Raw genomic sequence first — 23,014 nt, forward strand, 5'->3', positions numbered from 1 at the left:
TTGGAGCGCGCCTTCTAACGCGGCCCGCCGGGGGTTGGAGCCATGAACAACGACAACGCTCTGAACGCGAACGTGGGGCTGAAGCTTCGAGGCCTGCGCTTGCAACGCAACATCAAGCAGGCGGACGCCGCGAAGGACCTGGGTGTCTCGCCCGCGTATCTGAACCTCATTGAAAAGGGCAAGCGCGTGATGCCCTTCCCGCTCCTGTGGAAGGCGCTGCGCTACTTCGAGCAGGACCCCGAGCAGTTCATGTCCACGCTGGGCGAGGGCCGCGTGGACGAGGCCCTGGCGAAGCTGCTGGATGAACCGCTGCTCAAGAGCCTGGACATCGACTCGGAGTCGCTCCAGTCGCTGTCCGCGGAGCCGAAGCTGGCCGGCACCGTCGCCGCGCTGTTCAACCTCTACAAGAACACGCGCACGCAGCTGGAGAACGTGCTCGCGCAGCTCAACGTGGAGGAGCGCACGCGCACGCAGGGCTCCACCTCCGGGCTGGGCGGCACGACGCCGGGCGTCCGCTTCGACTACTCGCCCTTCGACGAGGTCAGCGACTTCCTGGAGAAGCACCGCAACTACTTCCCGGAGCTGGAGGAGCAGGCGGAAGGCCTGCGCCGGGACTTCCGCCTGGAGCAGCAGCTCACCAGCAGCCAGCTCATCCGCATGCTGGAGGAGCGGTTCGACTTCAAGGTCCAGATTGAGCGCGCGGCCAGCGGTTCGTCCGTGGTGCGCCGGTTGGACCTGGACGCGCGCACGCTCACGCTGTCCCCGGACCTCACGGAGCAGCCGCTGAAGTTCCAGGTGGCCGCGTCCATGGGCCTGATGGTGATGGACCGCGAGAAGCTGGTGGAGCGCATCCTGGGCGCGGGCCGCATGCGGCACGGCGAAACCGAGCGCCTCATCAAGGTAAACCTGGCGAACTACTTCGCCGGCGCGCTGATGCTGCCCTACGGCGAGTTCTTCAAGGAGGTGCAGCGCACGCGCTACGACGTGGAGCTGCTCTCCAACATCTTCGGCACCACCTACGAGACGGTGGCCCACCGCATCTGCAACCTGTCCGACCCCAAGCGCCAGGGCCTGCCCTTCCACTTCCTGCGCGCGGACATCGCGGGGAACATCTCCAAGCGCTACAGCGGCACCGGCATCCGCTTCGCTTCCGGCGGCGGTTCCTGCGCGAAGTGGGCGGTGCACCTGGCGTTCCTGAACCCGTCCCAGATCACGCGCCAGTACTCCATCATGCCGGACGGCACGACGTACTTCTGCTTCGCGAAGGTGCAGCTGCAGCCCATTGAAGGCTCCATCGTGAAGGGCACGGCGTACTCCATCGGCCTGGGCACGCACGCGGAGAACGCGAAGTACCTGGCGTACGGCCTGCCCACCAACGACCTGCGCAAGGACGCCATCCCCAGCGGCATCTCCTGCCGCTTCTGCGAGCGCACGGACTGCAACCAGCGCGCGGCGGCCAGCTACCGCTTCGCGTTCGCCTTCGACGAGTACACGAAGAAGGACTGCTTCTTCTCCCCGCTGCTGGTCCACGAGAAGGAGAAGGCCGAGCGCAACGGAAACGCGGAAGCCGATGGCAACGGCGCTGAAGGGGGCGAGAAGCACGATTCGCTGGACAGGGCCGCCCGCCGCCGCAAGGTTCACGAGAACTGACATGCACCCGTCCGACAACGAACGCGCCCACATCACCGACGCCATCCAGAAGCAGAAGAACGCGCTCGCCCCGCTGCGCATCACCGGCTCGCCCTCCGAGGTAGGCCAGGGGCTGGTGGCGCTGGCGGAGCTGTACGGGATGCTGGAGGACCACGCCGCGAGCCGCGAGCACTACGAGGAGGCCTATGGCTTCTTCAAGACCGCGGGGAACAAGGCCGGCCAGGCGCAGGCCCTCTTCGGCCTGGGCGTGGTGAAGGCCTACTTCGAGGATCACAAGGGCGCCATCGAGCACATGGCCACCGCCGCCCTGCTCTTCAACGAGTCGCGCGACCGCGAGGGCGAGGCGCTCACCCGCGCCTGCATCGGCGAGTCCCTGCGCGCCATGGGCGAGGTGGACGGCGCCGAGGAGAAGTACCAGGAGGCGCTCATCCTCTACCGCCAGACGCGCAACAACGAGCGCATCGCGCGGCTGCTCCTGGACATTGGCGACCTGCGCATGGCCAAGGGCGAGTACGAGCCCGCCCGCAAGCGCTTCCTGGAGGCCGTGCCGCTGCTGGAGCAGGGCGAGGATCCGGACGCGCTCGCGCTGGGGCACCTGCTGCTGGGTGAATCCGAGGGCCTGCTGGGCCACCACGACAACGCGCGGCCGCACCTGTTGCGCGCGGTGGACGTGTACGGGGAGCTGCACGACCACGTCTACGAGGCCCGCGCGCGCTGGGACCTGGGGCTGTCCTGCTACTACCTCCAGGACTACGCCGCGGCCCGCGAGCAGTTCGAGGCCGTGCTGCCCATGTACGAGGACCTGAAGCAGCACGACGAGGTCGCGAAGGTGAAGAACGTCCTCGCGCACTTCGCCGCGCGCGGCGTGTAGCCCCGCGCGCGGTCTTCATTGCGTCCGGCTTCGCGTCAGGCCTGGAAGCCCGCGCCCACCGCCAGCGCGAGCAACCCGATGACGCCCGCGGCGATGGCGGCGTAACGCCACTCGCCGCGCAGGCCCAGCAGGGTTCCCGCCATCGCCAGCCGCGCCACCGGCGTCACCAGCAGCATGGACGCCGCGCCCTTGCGCAGCAGGTCGATGGCCACGTGCACGGACTCGTCGCGCGGCAGCGCTTCCAGCGCGAGCGACGTGACGAACATGCACCCGCTGGTGATGGCCCCGGTGCGCAGCACGCGGGCAATCCATCGCTCTCCGGCGGCGAGCCTTCGGGCCCCCCGGCGCTCACGTGGGAGCGCCTCCGGCTGGGTGATGGGTTCCCGCGGAAGCTCTTGTGGGAACTCCGCGTCCAGCGCCACCGTCGTCGCCTGCGCGTTGCGACGGGGTGGTCCTGCCTCCGGCACCCTCATCGACGGGTGGACACCGGGTATTTCAGGCTCCGCTTCACTCATTTCCATACGCTCGGCCACAACCCCTCCCCTCCCTTCCACAACATCTGTCCGGCCACGATGAGCAGGACCGCCGCGAAGAGCTTCTTGAGCACGGCGGTCGGCGTCTTCAGCATCAGCTTGCTGCCCACGGATGCTCCGGCCAGCACCCCTACGACCAACGGCGCGACGAGTCCCAGATTCAATTGGCCGCGCCACGCGTACGCGGCGACGCTCGCCGCCCCGGTCACCCCCACCATCAGGTTGCTGGTGGCGCTGGCGACCTTGAAGGGCACGCGCATGCCGTACGTCATCAGCGGCACCTTCAGCGGGCCACCGCCCACGCCCAGCAGCGCGGACAGCCCGCCCGCCACGAAGGAGCCGGAGATGCCCAGCGGGTAGTTGCCGGGGACGTAGTTGGCCGCCGTCGCCGGCTCCTGGACGGGGCGGCGCATCAGCAGCATCTGCAGTGAGACGAAGAGCGTGAAGAGGCCGAACACCACGGCCACCATCGCCTCCGCGACGAAGGCCGCGACGAGCCCGCCGAAGATGGCCCCCATCACCGTGGCCAGCTCCAGCGTGAGCCCCAGCCGCAAATCACTCAGCTTGTTCTCCACGTAGCTGGCGGCGGCGGCGCAGGAGTTGGCCACCACGCACATCAGGCTCGCGGGGACGGCCTGCTCCAGCGGGATTCCGAATCCCAACACCAGGACAGGCACCAGGACGATGCCGCCCCCGATGCCCAGGAGCGCCCCCAACCCACCCGCCAACACACCCGCCGCCATGAGGAGCAAGACCGTCATTCCCTATCGAGGATAGGAGGCAGTCCCCGCTTCGGATAGCGGCTCGTCCACGAGGGCAACCTGCTCGATCGGTTGGATGCCCTGCACGCGGACAAAGGCCCTTGGACGCGGGCCGTGTGGATCCGTTCACTACGCGGCGGTGGCGCCCAGCGTTCCCTCTGGAAACTCCTCCAGGAACCGCGCGCGCGTGCGCGGCGTGTAGGTGCCGCGCGCCATGTATCCGTTCAGTTTCCGGATGAGCCCGCGCGTCACCTCCAGCGCGGCGTCCAGCTCCGCCGCGAAGTCGAAGTGATCATTGCGGTACAGCTCCTGGAAGGAGAGCTGCGAGAACGCCGGCAGCGCGCGCACGCGCCCCAGCGGGCTGGAGAGGAAGAGCCCGGACACGTAGAGGCCGCGCACCCACCCGTCCAGCTCCGCCTTGGTGGGGGCCTGCCCCACGCGGTCCTGGGACGCCAGGCGCACCAGCTCATAGATGCCCCGGCCAATGCCTCGCAGCGGGATGCCGGGGCTCTTCACGACCTGGAACTTCTCGCGGATGCGGGCGGTGCCCACGCCGTCCGTGCCGTCCTGTTCGCGCAGGAAGAAGAGCGTCTGGGCCCACTCCACCTGGCGCCGCGCGTCCCAGGCCCGCTCGCCCTTGCGGCGGTGGCGCAGCACCATCTGGTCCACCAGCGGGTGGAGGCGCCGGTCCAGGCTCAGGTGCGTGAAGTACCCCGCGAGGATGGCCATGCCGGCCTCCGTGCCCACCAGGGCCCCGGAGGCGACCAGCTCCGCCATCTTCAGGCCCAGGCCCACCGGGGCGCGCTCGTGGTACAGCCGCGCGAAGAGGGGCCAGCCCGTGTCCGGCTGCATCATCACCCCCAGCCCCCCGCGCACGCCGGCGCACAGCGGCAGGTCCGGCAGCGCCGCGCCGAAGCGCGCGTAGGGCAGGTCCTCGGACAACGCGCGCACCCAGTCGGCGGGGAGCCCGTCCGGGTGGGCCGCCAACCGTTCGATGGCCGTCAGATGGAGCAGCAGGGTGGGCATTGGGAGTGCACAGCTATCCAGCGCGCCGGGGCATTGCAATGGCCGAGTGGCAACCAGCGCTTTGCGAGCAACACGCGGCGCGTCTACAGTCGCGCCCCTCGGATCACCCCCTCCCTCAGCACAGGAGTCCACGTCGCCATGCAATTCAGTCTCGTCTCCGGTGAAGCCGCGCCGGTGAGCGGTGAGCTGCTCGTCATCCCCCTCTTCGAGGGCGAGCTGGGGGATTCCGCGCCCGCGCCGCTTGCGGCCGCGGACTCCGCGCTGGACGGCAAGCTGCGCGCCGCCGCCACCCAGGAGGGCTTCAAGGCCAAGGTGGACCAGTCCTTCCTCCTGCACACGCTGGGCAAGCTGGGCGCGGACCGCGTCCTCCTGCTGGGCCTGGGCAACCGCGCGCGCTTCCAGCCGGAGGTGCTGCGGCTGGCCGCGGGCCGCGCGGCGAAGACGGCGCAGCGGCTGAAGGCGACCGCCATCGGCTTCCGCCTGCCCGCCACGGACGACGCGGCGCTGGCCGTGCGCGCGGTGGTGGAGGGCCTGGAGCTGGGCGTCTACCGCTTCGACAAGTACAAGTCCTCCGCGCGCGAGGACAAGGGCGCCCCCAAGCTGAAGAGCGCCACGCTGTCGCTGCCGGAGGGCACGGAGAAGTCGCGCGCGCTGGACGACGCGCTGACGCTGGGCCTGAAGCTGGCGGAGGCCGTCAACTGGGCGCGCGACCTGGTCAACGAGCCCCCCAACGTCGTCACGCCCACGAAGCTGGCGCAGGCCGCGCAGCAGGCCGCCAAGGAGGGCGGGCTCACGGCGGAGATTGGCGGGCGCAAGGAGATTGAGCGCCTGAACATGGGCATGTTCCTGGGCGTCACCGCCGGCAGCGTGCAGGAGCCCCGGCTCATCCACCTCATCTACACGCCGAAGAACGCGAAGGACGCCAGGCGCGCCCCGCTGGCGCTGGTGGGCAAGGCCATCACGTTCGACTCGGGCGGCCTGTCGCTCAAGCCCACCGAGGGCATGGTGGACATGAAGACGGACATGGCCGGCTCCGCCGCGGTGCTGGCGGCGATGAAGGTCATTGGCTCCGTGGTGAAGCCGCCCTTCCCCGTGCACGCCTTCATTGGCGCGTGCGAGAACATGCCGTCCGGCACGGCGTACAAGCCCGGTGACATCCTCACGGCGCGCAACGGCAAGACGGTGGAGATCACCAACACGGACGCGGAAGGCCGCCTCGTGCTGGGCGACATGATCACCTGGGCCGGCGAGCACGAGCCGTCCGCCATCATCGACCTGGCGACGCTCACGGGCGCGTGCATGGTGGCGCTGGGCAACTACATCGTGGGCGCGTTCGGCGACGACGACGACACGGTGAACAGCGTGCTCACCGCCGCGCGCGCCGCGGGCGAGGAGATGTGGCGCCTGCCCGTCACCGACCTGCAGAAGGACGCGCTGCGGTCCGAAGTGGCGGACATGAAGAACTCCGGCGAGCGCTGGGGCGGCGCCATCAACGCGGCCCTCTTCCTCAAGGAGTTCGTGGGCGACACGCCCTGGGTGCACCTGGATATCGCCGGCCCGTCCAACAGCCCCAAGGAGCGCGGCTACCTCAACAAGGGCGCCACCGGCGTCGGCGCGCGCACGCTGGTGGAGCTGGTGCGCCGCAGGGCCACGGAGGTCGCCTCGCAGCCGGAGCCCGTGAAGGCCCAGGCCCCCGCGAAGGCCGCCAAGGCGTCCAAGGCCCCGAAGGCCGCCAAGGGCAAGCCGGCCCGCGCTTGAGTCCCCCGCGGGCCCCACGCTCAGGACCGCGTGGGGCAGCGGGTTTGAATCACGGAGTCCGGGGCGTGGACCGCACGGCCACGCTCGGCTCCGGCAGCGGACGGACGCCCGCCATCAGGGCGTCCACGCTCTCCGTGATGCCGGCGGTGGCCTCCGTGGGCCAGGTGGCCAGCATCATCAGCACGCGGCCGGAGTTGCCCTCGCGCACGGCCACCTTGCCGCGCACGCCCTCCCCCACCTGGAAGTCGAACCCCACGGCGTTGTCCGACAGCGCGATGGGCTGCGGATCCGTGGTGGTGAAGCCCGGCTGCTGGCGCAGCCCCTGCGTCAGCCGCTCCGCGAATTGCACCGGCGTGGCGACGCCGGGCGCCACCTGCAGCACCACCTGCGCGCCCGTCACGCGGTGGCGCAGGATGACGGGGATCGCCAGCCCCTCCGGGGTGCGCTCGTTCGTCTCGTCCAGCTGCCACTCCGCGGTGGGCCGGACGATTTCGAAGCCCAGGTCCTCGTCCACGTAGCGCCGCGTGGTGGACGCGACGGCGGAAGAGTCCGAGTCCATTCCGGAGCCGCCCGTGCCGGGCTCCGACCGCGTCACCGCCGGCCGGGACGCGCCACACGCCGTGCTCAGCAGCAGCACTCCCCAACCCAACATCCGCATCGCGCCCATGTCGCTCGTCCCCCGCCAGCCACCAGCCGTGGGGAGGAACGTGGACACCCCCCTCCAGGCCCGCCAGGGGCACACGGGGGCCGTGTACGCTGTCAGACGGTGGAAACTTCCCTCGGGGGCGCGCCTACGACAGGCCGCCCTGGAGGGTGCGGTAGGTGTTGGCCAGCCGCTCGGCCACGTCCGCCGGCAGCACGTTGCGCGCGGAGAACAGCGCGTAGGACACGAAGGCGTCCAGCGCCTCCAGCGCCATGGCCCGGCCCACCGCCTCGCCGCCGCTGGTGGACACGTTGGCGCGCAGCCGGGCCACGTCCACGCGCCCGTCCGGCCCCAGCGTGACGCCGTGGTAGGCCTCCTCCAGCCCCGGCGGCGGCGACTCCACGAAGCCGCGCAACAGGTCCACGTCGCGGCCCGCCTCGCGCAGCGCGCGGTGCACCAGCGACAGGAGGAGGTTGTAGCGCTCCTCCGCGGACAACAGCTCCCAGGCCATGCCCTCCACCGCGGGGCCCGGGGTTGGCGCTGGCTCCGCGGCCCGCACGGCCAGGTGGCCGCCGCGCACCGCCTCCTCCACGCCGCTGTAGAAGGCGTACTGGCTGCCCGCGTACGCGGCCCTGAGCGCGCCCAGCGTGGTGCCCTCGCCCAGCCTGGCGAACAGGGCCTCCTCGCCGGGCAGCGCGCCCTGGGGGCCGGGCGTCACGCGCATGTCGTCCGGGAAGCGGCGGCTCAGGCGGCCCGTCTCCTCCGCGCGCTTGATGCCGGTGAGCACCAGGTCGCGCGTGCGCTCCGGCAGCTTCACCGCGTCCACGGCCGGCGCCTTCGCCTCCAGGAAGAGGAAGCTGCCCTCCACCATCTCGAAGAGGTTGAGCACCACCTCGCGCACCACGAACGTCATGGCGCTGTAGAGGCTGGCCTCCGACACCAGGCCCTGCGACGTGAGCACCTGGCCGATGCGGCGCGCGGGCGTCACCTGCGCCAGGGCCTGGGTGAGCTTCGTTTCGGTGAGCAGCCCCAGGCGCACCATCACCGCGCCCAGGCGCTCCCAGCGCTCGCTGGAGGTGGCGAACACCACCTGCCCGTCGCGGAAGGCCACCGTGCGGCGCACGCCGCCGTGCTGCACGACGAGCTGGCCGGTGCGGATGCCCGAGAGAATCTGGGCGAAGACCTCCTCGACCGAGAGCGTCCCCAGGCTGCCGGCGAAGAAGCCGGCCGCGCCGTGGGATTCCGGGAGGAGCACCAGCCCCTCCGGCGCCAGGAAGTGCGCCGAAAGGGGCCGGGTGGGAGAGACGACAGCGGCGAGCGGCCGCTCCAGTTCGAGCGAAGCCGCCTCACCGCTCACGCGAGGCGTGGCCCTGGGTTTGGACGCCACCGCATCCCTCCCTGCAGGCGACGCGGGACTACTTCGCGCCCTTCAGCTCCGCGTCGATGATGGACTTGAACTCGTCGAAGGGCTGCGCGCCGGACAGCATGATGCCGTTGATGAAGAACGCCGGCGTGCCGCTGACGCCCACCTTGGAGCCGTCCGCCATGTCCGTCTTCACCGTGGCGGCCTTCTCACCGGAGTCGAGACAGGCGTTGAACTTGGCGGTGTCCAGCTTCAGCTCGCCCGCGTACTTCTTCAGGTCATCCACGCCCAGCGCCTGCTGGCTGGCGAAGAGCTTGTCGTGCATCTCCCAGAACTTGCCCTGGTCGTTCGCGCACAGCGAGGCCTCGGCGGCCTTCTGCGCCTGCTTGTGGAAGTCCAGCGGGAACTGGCGGAACACCAGGCGCACCTTGTCGCCGTAGGTCTTCGTCACCTGGTCCACCGTGGCGATGGCGCGGCTGCAGAACGGGCACTGGAAGTCGCTGAACTCCACGATGGTGACCGGCGCGTTCTCCGGGCCCTTCGCCGGGCCGGTGGCGGCCACCTGCTTGCGCTCCGCGGGCGGGCGCGGGGGCTCGGGCAGCTCGTACTTCACGTTGGCGCCCTGGCGGAGGGAGTCGAAGAACTTCTGGGCCACTTCCTGCTTCTGCTGGCCGGAGAGGAAGTCCACGATCTGCGGCTTCATCTGCTCGTAGGTCGCGCCCGGGGGCAGCTGGCCCTTGGCGCCCTCGAAGACCTCCTTGATCTTCTCTTCCGGAGGCGCGGGGATCTTGTCGTCGATCTCCGCCTTGAGCAGCTGGTCCTCGGTGATGCCGCGCTTGGTGGCCTCGGCCTTCACCAGGCGCTCCGTCACCAGGCCTTCCAGGCCGCGCTTGCGCAGCTGGAACTTCTGCTTGTCCAGGTTGGCCAGCGGCTCCTTGATGCGCTCGTTGAGCTCACCGAAGGTGACCTTCTCGTTGTTGCCGAAGGTGGCCACCACGGTGTCCGGCGAAGGCTCGGCGGCATTGGCTGCCTGGGCCTGCGCGGCGGGCGCCTGGGCATTGGCCGGCGCCTTCTCCTTGTTGCAGCCGGCGGTGAGGGATGCCGCGAGGAGGGCGGCCAGGGCGATGCGAGTAGAGCGCATGGACATAGCCAGCCGACTTAATAGAGGTCCCCGGGACTGGCAAGGAATTGCCAGTCCCGCGTTCAGGCGACCAGGGGCTCCAGCTCCAACGCGCCCGTAAGGCTTGCACGGCCCGGCTCACGCCCCTCCACGTCCCGGCGGCGCGCCGTGACGATGTCGAAGCTGGAGGGGTCCGCCAGCACCTTGCGCACCAGTTTGTGATTGAGCGCGTGGCCCGTCTTGAAAGCCGTCATGTGGCCAATGACAGGCCGGCCAAAGAGCGACACGTCGCCAATGGCGTCCAGAATCTTGTGGCGCACGAACTCGTCCGGGAAGCGCAGGCCGTCCGGGTTGAGGATGGCGGCCTCGTCCACGACGACGGCGTTCTCCAGCGAGCCGCCGCGCGCCAGGCCCAGCGTCTTGAGCTTCTCCACGTCGCGCAGGAAGCCGAAGGTGCGGGCGCGGGAGATTTCACGCGAGAAGCCCCGGTCGTTCACGTCCACGTCGAAGGACTGGCCCTGGATGACGGGGTGCTCGAAGTCGATGGTGCAGCTGATGCGGAAGCGCCGGGCGGGGGTGAGCGACGCCTGCTTGTCGCCGTCCTGCACCACCACGCTCTTCTTGATGACCAGGTACTCGCGCGGCGCGTCCAGCTCATGCGAGCCGGCTTCCATGATGGCGTGCGTGAAGGGCGCCGCGCTGCCGTCCATGATGGGCACTTCCGGCCCGTCCAGCTCCGCGCGCACGTTGTCGATGCCCAGCGCCGCCAGCGCGGACATCAGGTGCTCCACCGTGCCCACCTTCACGCCGTCGCGGCCCAGGGTGGTGGCCAGCGACGTGTCCACCACGTACTCCGCCAGCGCGGGGATGCTCGCCGGGCGCGCCAGGTCCGTGCGGACGAAGACGATGCCATGCCCCGCGGGCGCGGGCTTCAGGGTCAGCGTCACGGGCAACCCGGAGTGGAGCCCCACGCCGCGGCAGACGGCCGGCTGGGAGAGGGTGCGCTGGAAGTCGGTGAACTGGAGCATGTCGGTGTCGCCTCTAAGAACTGCTTCGTACTGACATACGCGGTGTACGGCCCCGTCAGGCCGTTCCACGGCGGTCTGACGCGCTGCACATAGGAGCAATCAACATGCCACGCGGCCGTGACACAAGGACTGCGTGAGGGGGTGGCCCTGCCCTTCCCAACCCCCTGGAACTGCTGGCGCGCCGGGCACCGGGACGGGGTACGGACTGGACCGGGGCACGGACACCCCTCTTGGGAAACCCACCACTGCTCCTCCCACCGTGACAGCGATGTCCGGAATTCATCCTTCGAATGCCGGCGCCCCCGGGTGTTTTCGCGCCAACCGGGAGTGCGTGTCACCCACGCAACAGAGGCGCGTCTCTATCCCAGGCGAGTGCCCGGAAGCAAACGCGCATCCGGGACTCACCGGGAGTCCGGGGCTTGACGGAAATCATGACCGGGAGGCCGGGTCAGCGAGCAGGCGGCAGGAAGCGGTCGCGCAGGGCTTCCGCGTCCGGCCGATCGAAGCCGCGGCCCTGGAGCAGCGAGCGGCGGCTGACGGCGTGGAAGGTGGTCTCCAGCGTCTGTGAAAACCGCCGGAGGTCCTCCGCCAGGCGGCTGCGGATGCCCGGGCCTTCCGGGGGCCAGGGCAGCTCCACCAGGAGCGAGGTGAAGCGGTCGAAGGCGTCGTAGTCCGCGTAGCGCAAGAGCTGGTAGCCGCCGTCGTGGAAGTAGTCGAGGAACGACCTGAGGGCCTCCAGCACGCGCTCGGCGGCGACGACGTCCTCCGAGCGCAGGTGGCTTTCAGCGGCGCGGCACAGCTGGGCGTAGACCCACAGGTCCTTGCGCAGGCGCAGCGCGGCGTCCTGGGGGCTGGTGAGGTGGGCGAAGGCCTCGTCCCCCAGCGAGCCGTTGGGGGCCAGCGCGTCCACCAGCGCGACGATCTGCTGGCGCAGGAGCGTGGTGAAGGCCTCCGCGGCGCGCAGGGGGGCGGCCGGGTCGCGGTCCAGGTCCACCAGCACCTCGCGGGAGATGCGGTCCGTCTCCCGGGCCAGGTCGCGCGCGGCGCGCAGCGTGGCGGCCTGCAGGGGCTTCGTGCCGGCCTTGGGGGACAGCTCCGTGTGCAGGTAGCTGGCGACGGCGGAGACCTCTCCGCGCACCAGGGACAGCAGCACGCGCACGCGGCGCGGCACGGGCGGCTGTGACTCCGGATCCACGTGCGTCAGGTAGTGCAGCACGCGGAAGAGGCCCAGGAACGCGGTGGTGAAGAGGGGCCGCGTGTCCGAAGGCAGCGTGCCCAGCACGTCCAGCAGGCGCACGGAGCGAAGCCGGTCGTACTCGACGCGGAACTCCAGCGGGCGGAAGGGGCGGAAGTAGCGGTTGAGGACGATCTCCCGCAGCGTCAGCTTGCCCACGTCCTGGAACAGCGACAGGCCGATGAGCGGCAGCTGGAGCAGGTTGTCGAGCAGGTTCTTCAGCGCGTCGAAGGCCTCGCGCACGACGAAGAGGCTCTCCGGCGGGGTCTCCTGATCCAACTCTTCTTCAATCAGCAGCCGGCGCACGCGGTCGTCCGCGAGCTGGGTCTCCACGTACTTGCGGAAGACCATCTTCGGGTCGCTGTCCGGGTCCTGCAGGTGCCGGGCGACGCGCACCGCGCGCTCCATGGCGTCGCGCACGTCCACCAGCTCCTCGTGGAAGTCGCGCGTGACGAGCGGCCGGGCGCGGGCGTCCACCACGGAGTTGTGGAGGTTCAGGTAGCGCTCCACGGCGCGCAGCCACATCTCGAACTCGAAGAGCAGCTCCTCGCGGCCCTCCACCGGGACGCCGCGCAGCCAGCGCTCGCGCTCCGCGAGGAAGCCCGCGCGCGTGGCCTGCGAGGCGCGCATCAGGTCGCCGTAGTAGTCGCGGGGACTGGGGAGGACCGTGGGCACGGCGGGCGCGGAGGCTTGGCTCATGGCGGAGAAGAGGTGCGGGTTAGAAGAGCGCCCCTTGTGGGGAGCTGGGGGGCGGCGTCTTCTTGAAGTACTGGTAGGTGCGCAGCGTGGCGGTGCGGCCGCGGGGCGTGCGCATGAGGAAGCCCTCCTGCATGAGGAAGGGCTCGTAGACGTCCTCGATGGTGTCGCGCTGTTCGCCCACGCTCGCGGCGATGGTCTCCACGCCCACCGGGCCGCCGCCGAACTTCTCCAGGATGGTCAGCAGAATCTTGCGGTCCATCGCGTCCAGGCCGCTGGCGTCCACGCCCAGGCGGCTGAGCGAATCATGCGCCAGGTCGTAGGTGATGCGGCCGTTGCCCTCCACCTGGGCGAAGTCGCGCAGGCGGCGCAAGAGCCGGTTGGCGATGCGGGGCGTGCCGCGCGAGCGGGTGGAGACCTCGCGGCTGGCGGCGCGGTCCATGGGCACGCCGAGGATGCGCGCGGAGCGGTCCAGGATCTGCTCCAGGAACTTCGGCTCGTAGTACTCCAGGCGATCCTGAATCTGGAAGCGGTCGCGCAAGGGGGACGTGAGCAGGCCCGTGCGCGTGGTGGCGCCCACCAGCGTGAAGGGCGGCAAATCGATCTTCATCGCGCGGGCGGCGGGCCCGGTGTCGATGGTGATGTCCAGCCGGAAGTCCTCCATGGCCGGGTAGAGGTATTCCTCCACGGCGGCGTTGAGGCGGTGGATCTCGTCGATGAAGAGGATGTCCCGCTCGTTCAGGTTGGTGAGCAGGCCCGCCAGGTCGCCCTTCTTCTCCAGCGCGGGGCCGCTGGTGACGTGGATGCCCACGCCCAGCTCGTTCGCGATGATGTGCGCGAGCGACGTCTTGCCCAGGCCCGGGGGGCCGGAGAACAGACAGTGGTCCAGCGCGTCACCCCGGCTCCTGGCCGCGGCCACGTACACCTTGAGCTTTTCGACGACCGTCCCCTGCCCCACGTACTCGTCGAAGGTGCGCGGGCGCAGGGAGGCCTCCAGCCGGATGTCTTCCGGCTGAACATCTCCCGAGAGGGTGTCGTCGGACTTCCTCGCCATCGCCATTGCGACCCTATACAGCGAAGGGGCCACATGTCGCTGCCCTTCTGGCGGCGCTAGAGTCCGAGTGGCACGCCGACCGGCCAGCCAGGGGGGCTGCTCCCCTGCCCGAAGGGAGTCGCGTCATGATTTCCGCTTCCGCCCCGTTCCGTCCCCTGCCCCTCCTGCCCGAGGCCCGCGCCGAGCGTTCGCCCGGCGCCCGGCTGCAGAAGCTGCGCCGCGCCACGCTGGAGGCCCGCGAGGCCTTCGTCCGGGAGGGCCCGGTGGCGGCGGTGGCCACGTGCGACCTCATCACGTTCCCCTACCCCACCCTGTTCGCGTTCAGCGGCGCGGCGCTGTCACCCGCACCGTACGTGATGATGACCAACCGCATGCAGGTGGTGCAGTTCGCGGAGGCCGGCACCGGCCAGCGGCGCACGCTGCTCTTCAACCCCACCGACTACGAGCGGGGCCACGCGGCGCCCTTCTACCGCGCGCTGCGCGAGCGCTACGGCGCGTTCCTGTCCGACAAGGTGATGTCCACCCGCCACGGCACGGTGCAGACCCACCTGGAGCAGCTGGGGCTGACGCCGTCGGACGTGGACTACCTGGCCTTCGACCACCTGCACATCCAGGACCTGCGCGGCTGGCTGGGCGGCGACGGCACCCCGCCCGTCTTCCCCCGGGCGAAGCTGCTGGTGCAGCGCGCGGAGTGGACCATGGTGAAGCACCTGCACCCCATGCAGCACGTGTGGTTCGTGCCCGGGGGCGCGGACATCCCCGAGGAGCGCGTGGTGCTGCTGGACGGGGACACGTGGCTGGGCCAGGGCGCGGCGCTGCTCAGCACGCCCGGCCACACGCAGGGGAACATGTCCCTGGCGGTGGCCACCGCGAATGAAGTCTTCGTCGTCAGCGAGAACGGCGTGAGCACGGAGAGCTACACGCCGCTGTTGTCGCGCATCCCCGGCGTGCGCCGCTTCGCGGAGCAGATGGGCTGGGAGGTGGTGCTCAACGGCAACACGCGCGAGGACTCGCTGGAGCAGTACGCGTCCATGGTGGTGGAGAAGCTCTTCGCGGGCCCGTCCGCGCACGACGCGTCGTTCGTGAACTTCCACCCGTCGTCGCTGCTCACCGCGCACCTGTTGGCCCCGGGCCTGGGGCCCACCGTGGTGCTGCCCGCGCCGAACACGGGCGGGCTGCACCCCACGCCCGCGGTGCGGCGCGCGGCGTAGCGCCTAGCGCTCCAGCCAGGCGCAGCGGGCCGCGGGGAGGAAGGGCAGCGCCCAGGGCTCCTCGCCCTGGTCCATGTCCGTGGCGATGAAGAAGATGGAGCCTCCCGCGCGCACGAACCCCCGGGGGTTCGCGCTCAGCCCCGCGGGGGCGATGTCGCGCATCGGGTCCGCGTGGCCCGGGTCTCCGTTGGAGAACCAGCCCTCGCGGCCCCGCCCGGCCGTGGTCGCGGAGAAGAAGAGCCACCCGTCCGCCGCCGCGAAGGCCATGGGGTTGCTGCTTCCGGTGCCCGGCTCCAGGTCCTGCACCAGCACCGTGCCCTGCGCCGTGCCGTCGCTTCGCCACAGCTCGCGGCCGTGCGCGCCGTCCTCCGCCGCGAAGTACAGCCGGCCGTCCATCACCGTCATCCCGCCAGGCAGCGAACCCCGGGGCCCCGGCCACAGGTCCTTCACCATGCGGGTGCCCAGGAACGTGCCGTCGCTCTTCCACAGCTCGCCGCCGTGGAGCCTGTCCCCGGGCTCGCCGAAGAAGCCCTCCGCGCCGGCCATGAAGTACACGGCGCTGCCCAGCGGCGTGAGCTGCGCCGGGTAGTCCCCCGGGAAGTGCAGGAGCGGGAAGGTGAGCAGGGGCTGGCCCCACGTCACCCAGAGGTCCGCCTCGCCAAAGCCCGTGTCCACGAGGAAGAAGAGGCGGTCCCTCCCCGCGGGCGTCAGCGAGAAGAGGATGGACTGCTCCGGCGCCCGGAAGAGCACCCGCGAGGTGCCGGTGCGGCCGTCCAACAGCCACAGCGTCACCGCGTCGCCGTACGACACCAGCGCCAGCTTGCCGTTCCACTCCGTCAGGTCGTCCAGGTACAGCGAGCCCGGGCCGGGCGAAAACTCCTGCGTGAGCTGCGTGCCCCGCGCCGTGCCGTCCGTGCTCCACAGCTCGCGGCCGTGCACGCCGTCATCCGCGGTGAAGTACAGCCGCGCGCCCACCACCGTCAGCGCCTCGGGCGCGCTGCCCTGTGCCCCGCGCCGGAGGTCCGCCACCAGCACCGTGCCCCGCGCGGTGCCGTCCGACAGCCACAGCTCCGGTCCATGCGCCCCGTCGTCCGCGACGAAGAACAGCCGGCCGCCCATCCGCGTGAGGAAGCGCGGCGTGCTGCCGTACGCGCCCGGCCGGAGGTCCGCCACCCGGCGCGCCTCCGGGGCGCTCCCGTCCGTCACCCACAGCTCGCGGCCGGACACGCCGTCGTCCGCGGAGAAGAAGACGCGCCCGCCCGCCTCCACCAGCCCCTCCGGGGTCGAGCCCTCCGCGCCGCGCCGCACGTCGCCCACGGGCCGCGCCGAAGGGCCACAGGGCTGCGACGTCCCAGACACCGTCGGCTCCGCCTCCAGCGCCGCCGACGCCTCACCCACCACAGACACGTCCTCTCCGTCCGCGGTGCCGCACCCGATGACGCCGGTGAGCAGCAGCACGACGACCGGAACACCACGCCACGCCGCCATGACGCACGCCTCCTGGGAGCGAGCCAGGTCCTTCCGGACCGCCCCACCGGTGCTGGAAATTGGTGTCTTCAGCGGAATGGGCCAGCTCATGGCCGGCCAGGATGGCTCGGGGGTGTCAGCCCGTGAGCGGCGCGGAGCGCCCTTTGATGCCTGAGGAACGGCGCGGGCGTCCGCCGTGCGACGTCGGCGGCTTCCTACTGAAAAGAGTGTTGCGCGTATCTTTCCGGGATTTCACGCCCTGTGAAACACCGCGTCTTGCCCTGGGGGGCCGCGCGGTGTCCGGAGGTCACGGCGTGGAGCGCAGGGACTTGAGGGCTTCGCGGAAGAGCGCCTGGAAGTTGGTGTCCGGGCCCAGCCGCTCGATGACGACGTCCGCGGCCTTCTCCGCCTGGGGCTGCTTGTAGCCCAGGTTGAGCAGCGCGGAGACGAGGTCCGCCTTGTTGCTGGAGGTGACGGGCGCCTTGGGCGTGGTGCCCTTCGCGATGCCTTCGGAGTGGAGGTTGCGCACCTTCTCCTTGAGCTCCAGGACGAGCCGCTCCGCGGTCTTCTTGCCCACGCCGTGGATCTTCGCGAGCCGGCTCGTCTCACCGCGCGACAGCGCCGCGATGAGCTCGCCCACCTCCATGCCGGACATCACGCCCAGGGCCATGCGCGGGCCGACGCGGGACACGGTGTTGAGCAGCTGGAAGAGTTCCTCCTCCGCGGGGGAGAGGAAGCCGAAGAGCTCGAAGGCGTCCTCGCGCACCACGGTGCGGATGCGCAGGTCCACCGGCTGGCCATCCGCGGGCAGCTTGCCCAGCGACACGGTGGACAGGTTCACGCGGTAGCCCACGCCGTTCACGTCGACGACGGCGTCTTCAGGACCCTTCTCCAACACGTTGCCACGCAGCCGGGCGATCATCGGCGGGCCTCCGGGCGCTGGTAGGCGGACGACAGGCGGTCCGCGAGCACCGACGCGGCCCCCTTGCGCTTGCCGTTCCCAGGCGAGACGGCGCGGGGCATGCCCACGCGGAAATGGTTGAGATGGCACAGCGCGACGGCGAGCGCGTCGCTGGCATCCGCGCGCTCCAGCGTCGCTTCATCCACGCCCAAGAGCGTGCGCACCATGCGCGCCACGGCGTCCTTGCCGCCCGCGCCGCTGGCGCCCACGGACTTCTTCACGCTCGCGGGGGCGTACTCGTGCACGGGCAGGCCGGCCTGCGCCGCGGCGAGCAGCGCCACGCCGCGCGCATGGCCCAGCACCAGGGCGCTCCGGGCGTTGCGGAAGGTGAACAGGCCTTCCACGGCCACGGCCTCCGGCTGGTAGCGCTGGAGCGCGGCGCTCAAGGCGGCGTGCAGGTCCTTCAGGCGTTCAGCGAGGGGCGCGGACTCCACCACCTTGATGACGCCATGGCCCAGGTGCACGAGCTTGCTCTTCTTCTCCTCCACCACCCCGAAGCCCATGAAGCGGCTGCCAGGGTCCACGCCGAGTACCCGCACCGGCCCGTTCCTTTCCCACGCGCCCCTTCAGGGGCTCACGTGGACAGCGACTCCATCAGGGACTCGTCGATTTCGAAGTTGGCGTGCACGTGCTGCACGTCATCGTTGTCGTCGAGCGCGTCCATCAGCTTCAACAGGCGCTTCGCGTTGTCGCCTTCCACCTTCACGGTGTTCTGCGGCACGAAGGTCCACTTCTGTTCGCCCAGCGGCAGGCCCACGGCCTCCAGCTTGGAGCCCACCGCGTGCAGGTCCGCCGGGGCGGTGCGCACCTCGAAGCCGTCTGGCCCCTGGTCCACGACGTCCTCCGCGCCCGCCTCCAGGGCCTGCTCCATCACCTGGTCCTCGGTGGGGCCGGGCTTCACGGTGATGACGCCCTTCTTGTGGAACATCCAGCCCACGGCGCCCTCCGAGCCCATGTTCCCGCCGTAGTTGCTCAGGAGGTTGCGCACGTCGCTGGCGGAGCGGTTCCGGTTGTCGGTGAGGCACTCGATGATGAGCGCGACGCCGCCGGGGCCGTAGCCCTCGTACGTCACCTCTTCGTAGGACTCGCCGGCCAGCTCGCCCGTGCCCTTCTTGATGGCCCGCTCGATGGTGTCGCGCGGGATGTTGGACTCGCGCGCCTGGGCCACGGCCACGCGCAGGCGGGCGTTGCTGGCCGGGTCACCGCCGCCCAGCCGCGCGGCGACGGTCATCTCCTTGATGGCCTTGGAGTAGAGCTTGCCCTTGGCCACGCCCAGGACGGCGTTGCGGCGCTTGAGTTTCGACCATCGGTTGTGACCGGACATGGCGGCGGCTTCGGCGAGGGGTGGACGGGCGTTCAGCCCGTGGCGCTCCCGGCCTTGTGCCCCGAGCAGGCCGCCCGAGTCAAACCCCTACGACGCGTCCGGCTCCGGCTCTGGCGCCAGGACGGGCTCGAAGAGGCGGGGCGGCCCCGCGGACTCCCGGGCGCGCTCACGCTCCTCCACCAGGATGGCGGGCACCAGCACGCCCAGCATGAACAGCCGGGTGGCCGCCTCGTAGGACAGGGCCTCCGGGAAGCGGCACTCCAGGAGCATCGCGCGCACGGTGCGCCGCCCGTCGAAGAGGCGCACCACCTGCTCCACGTCCTCCGGCAGTGAGGGCAGCTCCTGCGACAGCCGGGTGAAGTCCACCGTGAGCCGCGCCGCCAGGGGCAGGCCCTTGACGCGCAGCTGTTCGAAGCGCTCCAGGCCGGGCACCACCTGGTCGCACAGGAACGCGCGGTCCATGGAGAAGGTGCCCCGGTGCAGCTCCGGGCCGAACGTCACCGTGTACGCGCCCGAGCCGAAGCACACGAGGCGCCGGAACGCGAGGGTGCCGCGCTCGCCGTGGAAGGTCGCGTCCACCACCAGGCCGTGGCGGAAGACGAGGACGCCCTCCTCCTCCGACAGCACCACCCGCCCGGAGCGCACGCCGGACAACAGCGCGCGCATCAGGGAGACGAGGGGCAGCGTCGTGGTGTGCGCGTCGTAGACGTCCTCCTCGCCGCGCCGGCCGGCCTTGAGGCGCGCGAGCACCGCGACGTCGTGCGCATCCACCGGCTCCACCAGGTACTCGTCCGCGCCCACGCCCGCGGCGAGGTCGCGGTGGAACTCCTCCGCGTGCTTCGCCACCAGCAGCACCGGCAGGTGCGCGGACCTCGGGTCCGCGCGCAGCACGCCGCAGAGGCTGAAGCCGTCGCCGTCCGGCAGGTCCGCGTCGATGATGACCAGCCGGGGCAGCGCGTCCTTCGAAATTGTGGGCGCCACGTCCGGCAGCGTCCCCCCTGGCTCCACGCCCAGCCGCGCCAGCGCCGCGCGGGCCCCGTCCACGAGCACGGGCTCGAAGCCTTCGCGGGCCAGCGCCTCCGCCACCGAGGGCCGCGCCGTCTCCCCCACGAGCAGCACCCAGCCCACGTCCCCACCCGGCAGGTCGAGTGCGTCACGACCACCGACGGGCGTGGAGGCTTCAGGGGGTGGTGCGGCGTGCAGGTAGGCAACCATGGATTCCCCATTCTTCCAGGGATCCCAAACAAATGTACAACCTGCCCCCAAGTCCCTGGATTCGTTGGGTTTTGGCCAGGCTGCATCCCAAGCTAGGGTGCGCGCCCATGACGCGCCTTGGATTGCTGCTCGCCCTTCTCGTCGTGCCCGCGTGGGCCTCTGCCCAGGAAGCCGAAGTGTCCTTTTCCCAGGAGGACCCGCTGGGCTCCGTGGTGGCGCCGGTGATGCTGCCCGCGGGGGCGACGGCGCTCTATGGCTATACGGGCGCGCCGGAGGTGGGGCTGGGGTTCCGGCAGGGCCTGGGCGCGCTGGAGGTGGAGGCGCGGGCGCGCTTCGACTGGTTCAAGCTGGGCGCGTCGCTGGAGCTGGTGGGCCGCAAGGAGGTGGTGCGGCGCGGGGCGTTCAGCCTGGCGCCGACGCTGGGCCTGGGCCTCGTGCTCAACTCCGGCTCCACGTACATGGACGACGACAACTTCTCCGGCGTGCTGGTGCGCATCCTGCCGGGGATGGTGGCGGGCTTCCGCGTGGCGGACACCGTGGCCTTGCTGGGCCTGGTGGACGTGCCCATCGACCTGGGGCTCACGGGCGACAAGCAGCGCCGCTTCCAGGCGTTGGGAGGCCTGGGCGTGGAGGTCTACCTGGGCGGCAACGTGTCGCTGCTCGCGGCGGGACAGGTGGGCGTGGAGACGTTCCAGGAGCGCGCGGGCGCGGGCCACACGCGGCTGGGGCTCACCGGGCGCGTGGGCCTGGGGACGCGGCTGTTCTAGAAGTCACCCTAGAAATCCGGCGGCGGGCTCTGGCGCGGCGTGCCCATCAACTCCAGCGCGCGCATCGCGACGCGGATGAGCGTCTGGGCGCAGGGCTCGCAGCCTCCGCCGCAGCAGTGGGGCCAGCGCCCTTCCGGGTCACGCAGGAGCGGGCGCACGCTGGACTGGTAGTAGCTGGGGAACTGGAGCTCCTCGCTCGCGCGCGCGAGCGCGTCATCGAGGGACAGGGGCGAGGGGGCGGGAACGTCGGACACGCTCCCGTTCATAACAGCTCAGAGCAGGGACGTCTGCGCTGGAGCCTCTATCGCGGCGCCGTCCGCGGGCTGGCAGTGCGCACACCAGTGCGTGTTGCGGCCGACGATGCGCAGATGCGACACGGGCGTGGCGCAGCGGGGACAGGGCGCGCCCGTCTTGCCGAAGACGTTGCGCCGGTGCTTCGCCTGCCCCTGCACGCCGAACAGGTCGCGCTGCGTGCCGCGTAAGCGCAGGCCCTCTTCCAGCACGTCGCGGATGCCCTGATGCAGCCGGATGATTTCGGAGGGGGACAGGGAGGACGCCAGGCGCCGGGGGTCGATGCCCGCGACCCACATGCTCTCGTCCGCGTCGCGGTTGCCCAGCCCCGCGAGCACGCGCTGGTTGAGGAGCACCGTCTTGAGCGCGCTGCGCCGGCGGCGAAGCAGCTTCGCCAGCACCTCCGGCGTGAAGGCCGCATCCAGCGCCTCCGGCCCCAGTTCCTCCAGCTTGAGCTGCGAGGCCAACAGCGCAGTGGGCCCCAGCGCCACGCGCGCGTAGCCCAGCGTGTCGGTGAGCTGGAGCTCCTCGTTGCCCTCCAGCGTGAGGACGACGAGCGTCTCGGGAGGCCGTTCGCTGCCCACGGGCTTGAGCTGCAGCTCGCCCCAGAGCATGAAGTGCAGCGCGAGCGTCTGCCCGTCATCGAGCGTGAGCAGCATGAACTTCGCGCGCCGCTCGGCCGCGAGCACCTTGCGGCCCGTGAGGCTCTGGATGAAGTCCGGCGGCGAGGTGAAGCGCACCGCCGCGGGCACCAGCACTTCGGCGCCCACGAAGCGCCGGCCCACGACGGCCTGCTTCAAGTCGCGCACGATGATTTCGACTTCAGGGACTTCCGCCACGGGCAGCCTCCCCTACAGGTCACAACGTAGGAAGGCTGCGAGGTAACGCCATGGGTTGAGTTCCGCTGAACGGGTGCCTCGTCCGACCGCCAGGCGTCCGGCCGGACAAGGGCCCCCCTTACGTCAAGCGCGCACCGTCACCTCGTGCACGTCGCGCTCCAGCTCCCGCACGTCCACCTTCACGTCGAGGAAGTGCGCCATCGTCTCCCGCTGCGTGAGCGCGTGGCTGTCCAGCGCCAGCGTGCGGAACTGGCCCCCCTTCGCCAGGGCACAGAGCAGCAGGAGCTGATCACACAGGTGCTCGCCCACGGGCACGCCCGCGTCCAGGTAGCGCTTCGTCTTCGCGGCGACCTCCTCGCCCACGACCTCCGCGCGCTTGCCGCGCTCGCCGAAGCCGGTGAAGACCTCCGTGACGTGTTCGCTCTCCACTTCGACGCGCAGCACGTTGCCCGGGCCGAAGGCGCGCTTGAGCTCTTCGGGCCGCTGCTGATCCGGCCGCAGCTTCAGCACGGCGGCCACGGTGTCCAGCTCGCGCTTCGCCACGTCGAAGGGGATGGACGCCACCAGGGCCACGGCCTCCGTGCGCAGCACCCGGCCGCGCTCCAGCAGCTGGAGCGGCTGGAGCTTCGCGGGGTGGATGTCCACGCGGAAGCGGCCTCCTCCGGCCGGATAGAAGCCCGGGCGCTCCAGCGTCACGTCCACGCGCGGACCCATGCGGCGCAAGAGCGGCAGGTACGCCTTCTCCAGGAAGTCGAACGGCGGCGCCGCCGGGTTGTGCGTCCCGCCCTCCAGCATCAGCGTGGAGGCCCCTTCCGCGTGCAGCAGCGCGGGCAGCACCGTCTGGAACACCAGCGTCGCGCTGCCCGCCGTGCCCACCGCGAAGTGGTAGTTGCCCGCCGTCAGCGCGCGCGGGTGGAAGGACAGCTGCTTGGAGCCCAGCTCCGCGCCCGTCACCTCCGCGGCGCCCACGGCCTCCGCGGCCTTGAGCGCGGTGAGGTGCTGGCGCAGCAGGCCCGGCTTGGCGCGGCCGGCGCGCACGTTGACCATCTCGAAAGGCGTGCCCGTCACCAGCGACAGCGCCAGCGCGGTGCGCAGCACCTGGCCGCCCCCCTCCCCCTGTGAACCATCGATGCGAACCATGTGCGTGGTGCTCCTTTGCGCGCTCGCGGACGTGTGCAGCATCCCATCCCTGATTACAAAAA

The 23,014-nt window shown here is 70.8% G+C and carries 22 protein-coding genes; 5 read left to right on the forward strand and 17 right to left on the reverse strand.

The window, feature by feature from the left end; genetic code table 11:
• The first annotated feature begins 42 nt into the window (after positions 1 to 42).
• Both D7X96_RS15490 and D7X96_RS15495 read left to right on the forward strand, forming a co-directional pair.
• Positions 43 to 1,650 carry a helix-turn-helix domain-containing protein gene (locus D7X96_RS15490; protein ID WP_120552138.1) on the forward strand — a complete coding sequence of 536 codons (1,608 nt, stop codon included), beginning with the start codon at positions 43 to 45 and terminating at the stop codon, positions 1,648 to 1,650.
• Position 1,651: 1 nt separating this feature from the next.
• On the forward strand, positions 1,652 to 2,521 hold the full coding sequence (locus D7X96_RS15495; protein WP_121770071.1) for a tetratricopeptide repeat protein: 870 nt from the start codon (positions 1,652 to 1,654) through the stop codon (positions 2,519 to 2,521).
• A 35-nt stretch (positions 2,522 to 2,556) separates the two neighbouring features.
• Here the strand turns inward: D7X96_RS15495 and D7X96_RS15500 are convergent, their stop codons facing one another.
• From D7X96_RS15500 to D7X96_RS15510, 3 genes are all read right to left on the reverse strand, one after another.
• The gene (locus D7X96_RS15500) at positions 2,557 to 3,036 is read right to left on the reverse strand and encodes a hypothetical protein (RefSeq protein ID WP_370450125.1); all 480 of its coding nucleotides are present in this window, start codon (positions 3,034 to 3,036) and stop codon (positions 2,557 to 2,559) included.
• Positions 3,033 to 3,815 (reverse strand): sulfite exporter TauE/SafE family protein, encoded by a 783-nt coding sequence (locus D7X96_RS15505; protein WP_121770072.1) that lies wholly within the window; start codon positions 3,813 to 3,815, stop codon positions 3,033 to 3,035. Before D7X96_RS15505 ends, D7X96_RS15500 begins: the two co-directional genes overlap by 4 nt.
• Positions 3,816 to 3,944: 129 nt before the next feature.
• Positions 3,945 to 4,841, reverse strand: a complete 897-nt coding sequence (locus D7X96_RS15510) for a hypothetical protein (protein WP_120547975.1) — start codon at positions 4,839 to 4,841, stop codon at positions 3,945 to 3,947.
• 138 nt (positions 4,842 to 4,979) lie between these two features.
• Here D7X96_RS15510 and D7X96_RS15515 point away from each other — a divergent pair, with 138 nt between their 5' ends.
• Positions 4,980 to 6,599, forward strand: coding sequence for a leucyl aminopeptidase (locus D7X96_RS15515; protein WP_121770073.1), 1,620 nt, complete (start codon positions 4,980 to 4,982; stop codon positions 6,597 to 6,599).
• 49 nt (positions 6,600 to 6,648) lie between these two features.
• Here D7X96_RS15515 and D7X96_RS15520 read toward each other — a convergent pair whose 3' ends face one another.
• The 6 genes from D7X96_RS15520 to ruvB all read right to left on the reverse strand — a co-directional run bounded on the left by D7X96_RS15520 (position 6,649) and on the right by ruvB (position 13,743).
• Positions 6,649 to 7,266: a hypothetical protein gene (locus D7X96_RS15520; RefSeq protein ID WP_121770090.1), complete on the reverse strand. Its 618-nt coding sequence runs from the start codon at positions 7,264 to 7,266 to the stop codon at positions 6,649 to 6,651.
• A 124-nt stretch (positions 7,267 to 7,390) separates the two neighbouring features.
• Positions 7,391 to 8,629 carry a DUF4388 domain-containing protein gene (locus D7X96_RS15525; RefSeq protein WP_120547977.1) on the reverse strand — a complete coding sequence of 413 codons (1,239 nt, stop codon included), beginning with the start codon at positions 8,627 to 8,629 and terminating at the stop codon, positions 7,391 to 7,393.
• A 28-nt stretch (positions 8,630 to 8,657) separates the two neighbouring features.
• On the reverse strand, positions 8,658 to 9,752 hold the full coding sequence (locus D7X96_RS15530) for a thioredoxin domain-containing protein (RefSeq protein ID WP_120547978.1): 1,095 nt from the start codon (positions 9,750 to 9,752) through the stop codon (positions 8,658 to 8,660).
• Positions 9,753 to 9,808: 56 nt separating this feature from the next.
• Positions 9,809 to 10,753: a UDP-3-O-acyl-N-acetylglucosamine deacetylase gene (lpxC, locus tag D7X96_RS15535; protein WP_120547979.1), complete on the reverse strand. Its 945-nt coding sequence runs from the start codon at positions 10,751 to 10,753 to the stop codon at positions 9,809 to 9,811.
• Between the two features lie 448 nt (positions 10,754 to 11,201).
• Entirely contained in the window at positions 11,202 to 12,686 is a 1,485-nt protein-coding gene (locus tag D7X96_RS15540) for a hypothetical protein (RefSeq protein ID WP_121723920.1), read from the reverse strand.
• A 19-nt stretch (positions 12,687 to 12,705) separates the two neighbouring features.
• The gene (gene ruvB, locus D7X96_RS15545) at positions 12,706 to 13,743 is read right to left on the reverse strand and encodes a Holliday junction branch migration DNA helicase RuvB (RefSeq protein WP_014395312.1); all 1,038 of its coding nucleotides are present in this window, start codon (positions 13,741 to 13,743) and stop codon (positions 12,706 to 12,708) included.
• A gap of 119 nt (positions 13,744 to 13,862) precedes the next feature.
• Here ruvB and D7X96_RS15550 point away from each other — a divergent pair, with 119 nt between their 5' ends.
• Positions 13,863 to 14,948, forward strand: coding sequence for an MBL fold metallo-hydrolase (locus tag D7X96_RS15550; protein WP_121770074.1), 1,086 nt, complete (start codon positions 13,863 to 13,865; stop codon positions 14,946 to 14,948).
• A 3-nt stretch (positions 14,949 to 14,951) separates the two neighbouring features.
• Here D7X96_RS15550 and D7X96_RS15555 read toward each other — a convergent pair whose 3' ends face one another.
• The 5 genes from D7X96_RS15555 to D7X96_RS15575 all read right to left on the reverse strand — a co-directional run bounded on the left by D7X96_RS15555 (position 14,952) and on the right by D7X96_RS15575 (position 19,915).
• Positions 14,952 to 16,436, reverse strand: a complete 1,485-nt coding sequence (locus tag D7X96_RS15555; protein ID WP_121770091.1) for an ELWxxDGT repeat protein — start codon at positions 16,434 to 16,436, stop codon at positions 14,952 to 14,954.
• Between the two features lie 286 nt (positions 16,437 to 16,722).
• Positions 16,723 to 17,337, reverse strand: coding sequence for a Holliday junction branch migration protein RuvA (gene ruvA, locus D7X96_RS15560; RefSeq protein ID WP_121770075.1), 615 nt, complete (start codon positions 17,335 to 17,337; stop codon positions 16,723 to 16,725).
• Positions 17,334 to 17,915, reverse strand: coding sequence for a crossover junction endodeoxyribonuclease RuvC (ruvC, locus tag D7X96_RS15565; RefSeq protein WP_120547984.1), 582 nt, complete (start codon positions 17,913 to 17,915; stop codon positions 17,334 to 17,336). The genes ruvA and ruvC overlap by 4 nt, the downstream gene beginning before the upstream one ends.
• Positions 17,916 to 17,950: 35 nt before the next feature.
• Positions 17,951 to 18,700, reverse strand: coding sequence for a YebC/PmpR family DNA-binding transcriptional regulator (locus tag D7X96_RS15570; RefSeq protein WP_121770076.1), 750 nt, complete (start codon positions 18,698 to 18,700; stop codon positions 17,951 to 17,953).
• Positions 18,701 to 18,787: 87 nt separating this feature from the next.
• Positions 18,788 to 19,915 (reverse strand): response regulator, encoded by a 1,128-nt coding sequence (locus D7X96_RS15575; RefSeq protein ID WP_121770077.1) that lies wholly within the window; start codon positions 19,913 to 19,915, stop codon positions 18,788 to 18,790.
• A 107-nt stretch (positions 19,916 to 20,022) separates the two neighbouring features.
• Here D7X96_RS15575 and D7X96_RS15580 point away from each other — a divergent pair, with 107 nt between their 5' ends.
• Entirely contained in the window at positions 20,023 to 20,682 is a 660-nt protein-coding gene (locus D7X96_RS15580; protein WP_121770078.1) for a hypothetical protein, read from the forward strand.
• Between the two features lie 8 nt (positions 20,683 to 20,690).
• On the opposite strand, the gene D7X96_RS15585 is transcribed toward D7X96_RS15580, so the two are convergent.
• The 3 genes from D7X96_RS15585 to rtcA all read right to left on the reverse strand — a co-directional run bounded on the left by D7X96_RS15585 (position 20,691) and on the right by rtcA (position 22,952).
• A complete protein-coding gene (locus tag D7X96_RS15585) occupies positions 20,691 to 20,948 on the reverse strand; it encodes a hypothetical protein (protein ID WP_199746896.1) in 258 nt (85 codons plus the stop codon).
• Positions 20,949 to 20,954: 6 nt separating this feature from the next.
• Positions 20,955 to 21,812, reverse strand: a complete 858-nt coding sequence (locus D7X96_RS15590) for an Fpg/Nei family DNA glycosylase (protein WP_120547988.1) — start codon at positions 21,810 to 21,812, stop codon at positions 20,955 to 20,957.
• A gap of 123 nt (positions 21,813 to 21,935) precedes the next feature.
• Positions 21,936 to 22,952: an RNA 3'-terminal phosphate cyclase gene (rtcA, locus tag D7X96_RS15595; protein WP_120548031.1), complete on the reverse strand. Its 1,017-nt coding sequence runs from the start codon at positions 22,950 to 22,952 to the stop codon at positions 21,936 to 21,938.
• Between the last annotated feature and the right edge of the window lie 62 nt (positions 22,953 to 23,014).

This window comes from Corallococcus interemptor, from assembly GCF_003668875.1.
In the GTDB taxonomy this organism is placed as follows: domain Bacteria; phylum Myxococcota; class Myxococcia; order Myxococcales; family Myxococcaceae; genus Corallococcus; species Corallococcus interemptor.

Excerpts from the sequence above, each read along its gene's own strand:
- D7X96_RS15520 (WP_121770090.1), bottom strand. The coding sequence starts at position 7,266 with ATGGGCGCGATGCGGATGTTGGGTTGGGGAGTGCTGCTGCTGAGCACG.
- D7X96_RS15505 (WP_121770072.1), bottom strand. The coding sequence starts at position 3,815 with ATGACGGTCTTGCTCCTCATGGCGGCGGGTGTGTTGGCGGGTGGGTTG.
- D7X96_RS15540 (WP_121723920.1), bottom strand. The coding sequence starts at position 12,686 with ATGAGCCAAGCCTCCGCGCCCGCCGTGCCCACGGTCCTCCCCAGTCCC.
- lpxC (WP_120547979.1), bottom strand. The coding sequence starts at position 10,753 with ATGCTCCAGTTCACCGACTTCCAGCGCACCCTCTCCCAGCCGGCCGTC.
- D7X96_RS15555 (WP_121770091.1), bottom strand. The coding sequence starts at position 16,436 with ATGGCGGCGTGGCGTGGTGTTCCGGTCGTCGTGCTGCTGCTCACCGGC.
- D7X96_RS15575 (WP_121770077.1), bottom strand. The coding sequence starts at position 19,915 with ATGGTTGCCTACCTGCACGCCGCACCACCCCCTGAAGCCTCCACGCCC.
- D7X96_RS15585 (WP_199746896.1), bottom strand. The coding sequence starts at position 20,948 with ATGAACGGGAGCGTGTCCGACGTTCCCGCCCCCTCGCCCCTGTCCCTC.
- rtcA (WP_120548031.1), bottom strand. The coding sequence starts at position 22,952 with ATGGTTCGCATCGATGGTTCACAGGGGGAGGGGGGCGGCCAGGTGCTG.
- D7X96_RS15530 (WP_120547978.1), bottom strand. The coding sequence starts at position 9,752 with ATGTCCATGCGCTCTACTCGCATCGCCCTGGCCGCCCTCCTCGCGGCA.
- ruvB (WP_014395312.1), bottom strand. The coding sequence starts at position 13,743 with ATGGCGATGGCGAGGAAGTCCGACGACACCCTCTCGGGAGATGTTCAG.
- D7X96_RS15495 (WP_121770071.1), top strand. The coding sequence starts at position 1,652 with ATGCACCCGTCCGACAACGAACGCGCCCACATCACCGACGCCATCCAG.
- D7X96_RS15500 (WP_370450125.1), bottom strand. The coding sequence starts at position 3,036 with ATGAGTGAAGCGGAGCCTGAAATACCCGGTGTCCACCCGTCGATGAGG.
- D7X96_RS15510 (WP_120547975.1), bottom strand. The coding sequence starts at position 4,841 with ATGCCCACCCTGCTGCTCCATCTGACGGCCATCGAACGGTTGGCGGCC.
- D7X96_RS15490 (WP_120552138.1), top strand. The coding sequence starts at position 43 with ATGAACAACGACAACGCTCTGAACGCGAACGTGGGGCTGAAGCTTCGA.
- D7X96_RS15515 (WP_121770073.1), top strand. The coding sequence starts at position 4,980 with ATGCAATTCAGTCTCGTCTCCGGTGAAGCCGCGCCGGTGAGCGGTGAG.
- ruvA (WP_121770075.1), bottom strand. The coding sequence starts at position 17,337 with ATGATCGCCCGGCTGCGTGGCAACGTGTTGGAGAAGGGTCCTGAAGAC.
- D7X96_RS15580 (WP_121770078.1), top strand. The coding sequence starts at position 20,023 with ATGACGCGCCTTGGATTGCTGCTCGCCCTTCTCGTCGTGCCCGCGTGG.
- D7X96_RS15550 (WP_121770074.1), top strand. The coding sequence starts at position 13,863 with ATGATTTCCGCTTCCGCCCCGTTCCGTCCCCTGCCCCTCCTGCCCGAG.
- D7X96_RS15570 (WP_121770076.1), bottom strand. The coding sequence starts at position 18,700 with ATGTCCGGTCACAACCGATGGTCGAAACTCAAGCGCCGCAACGCCGTC.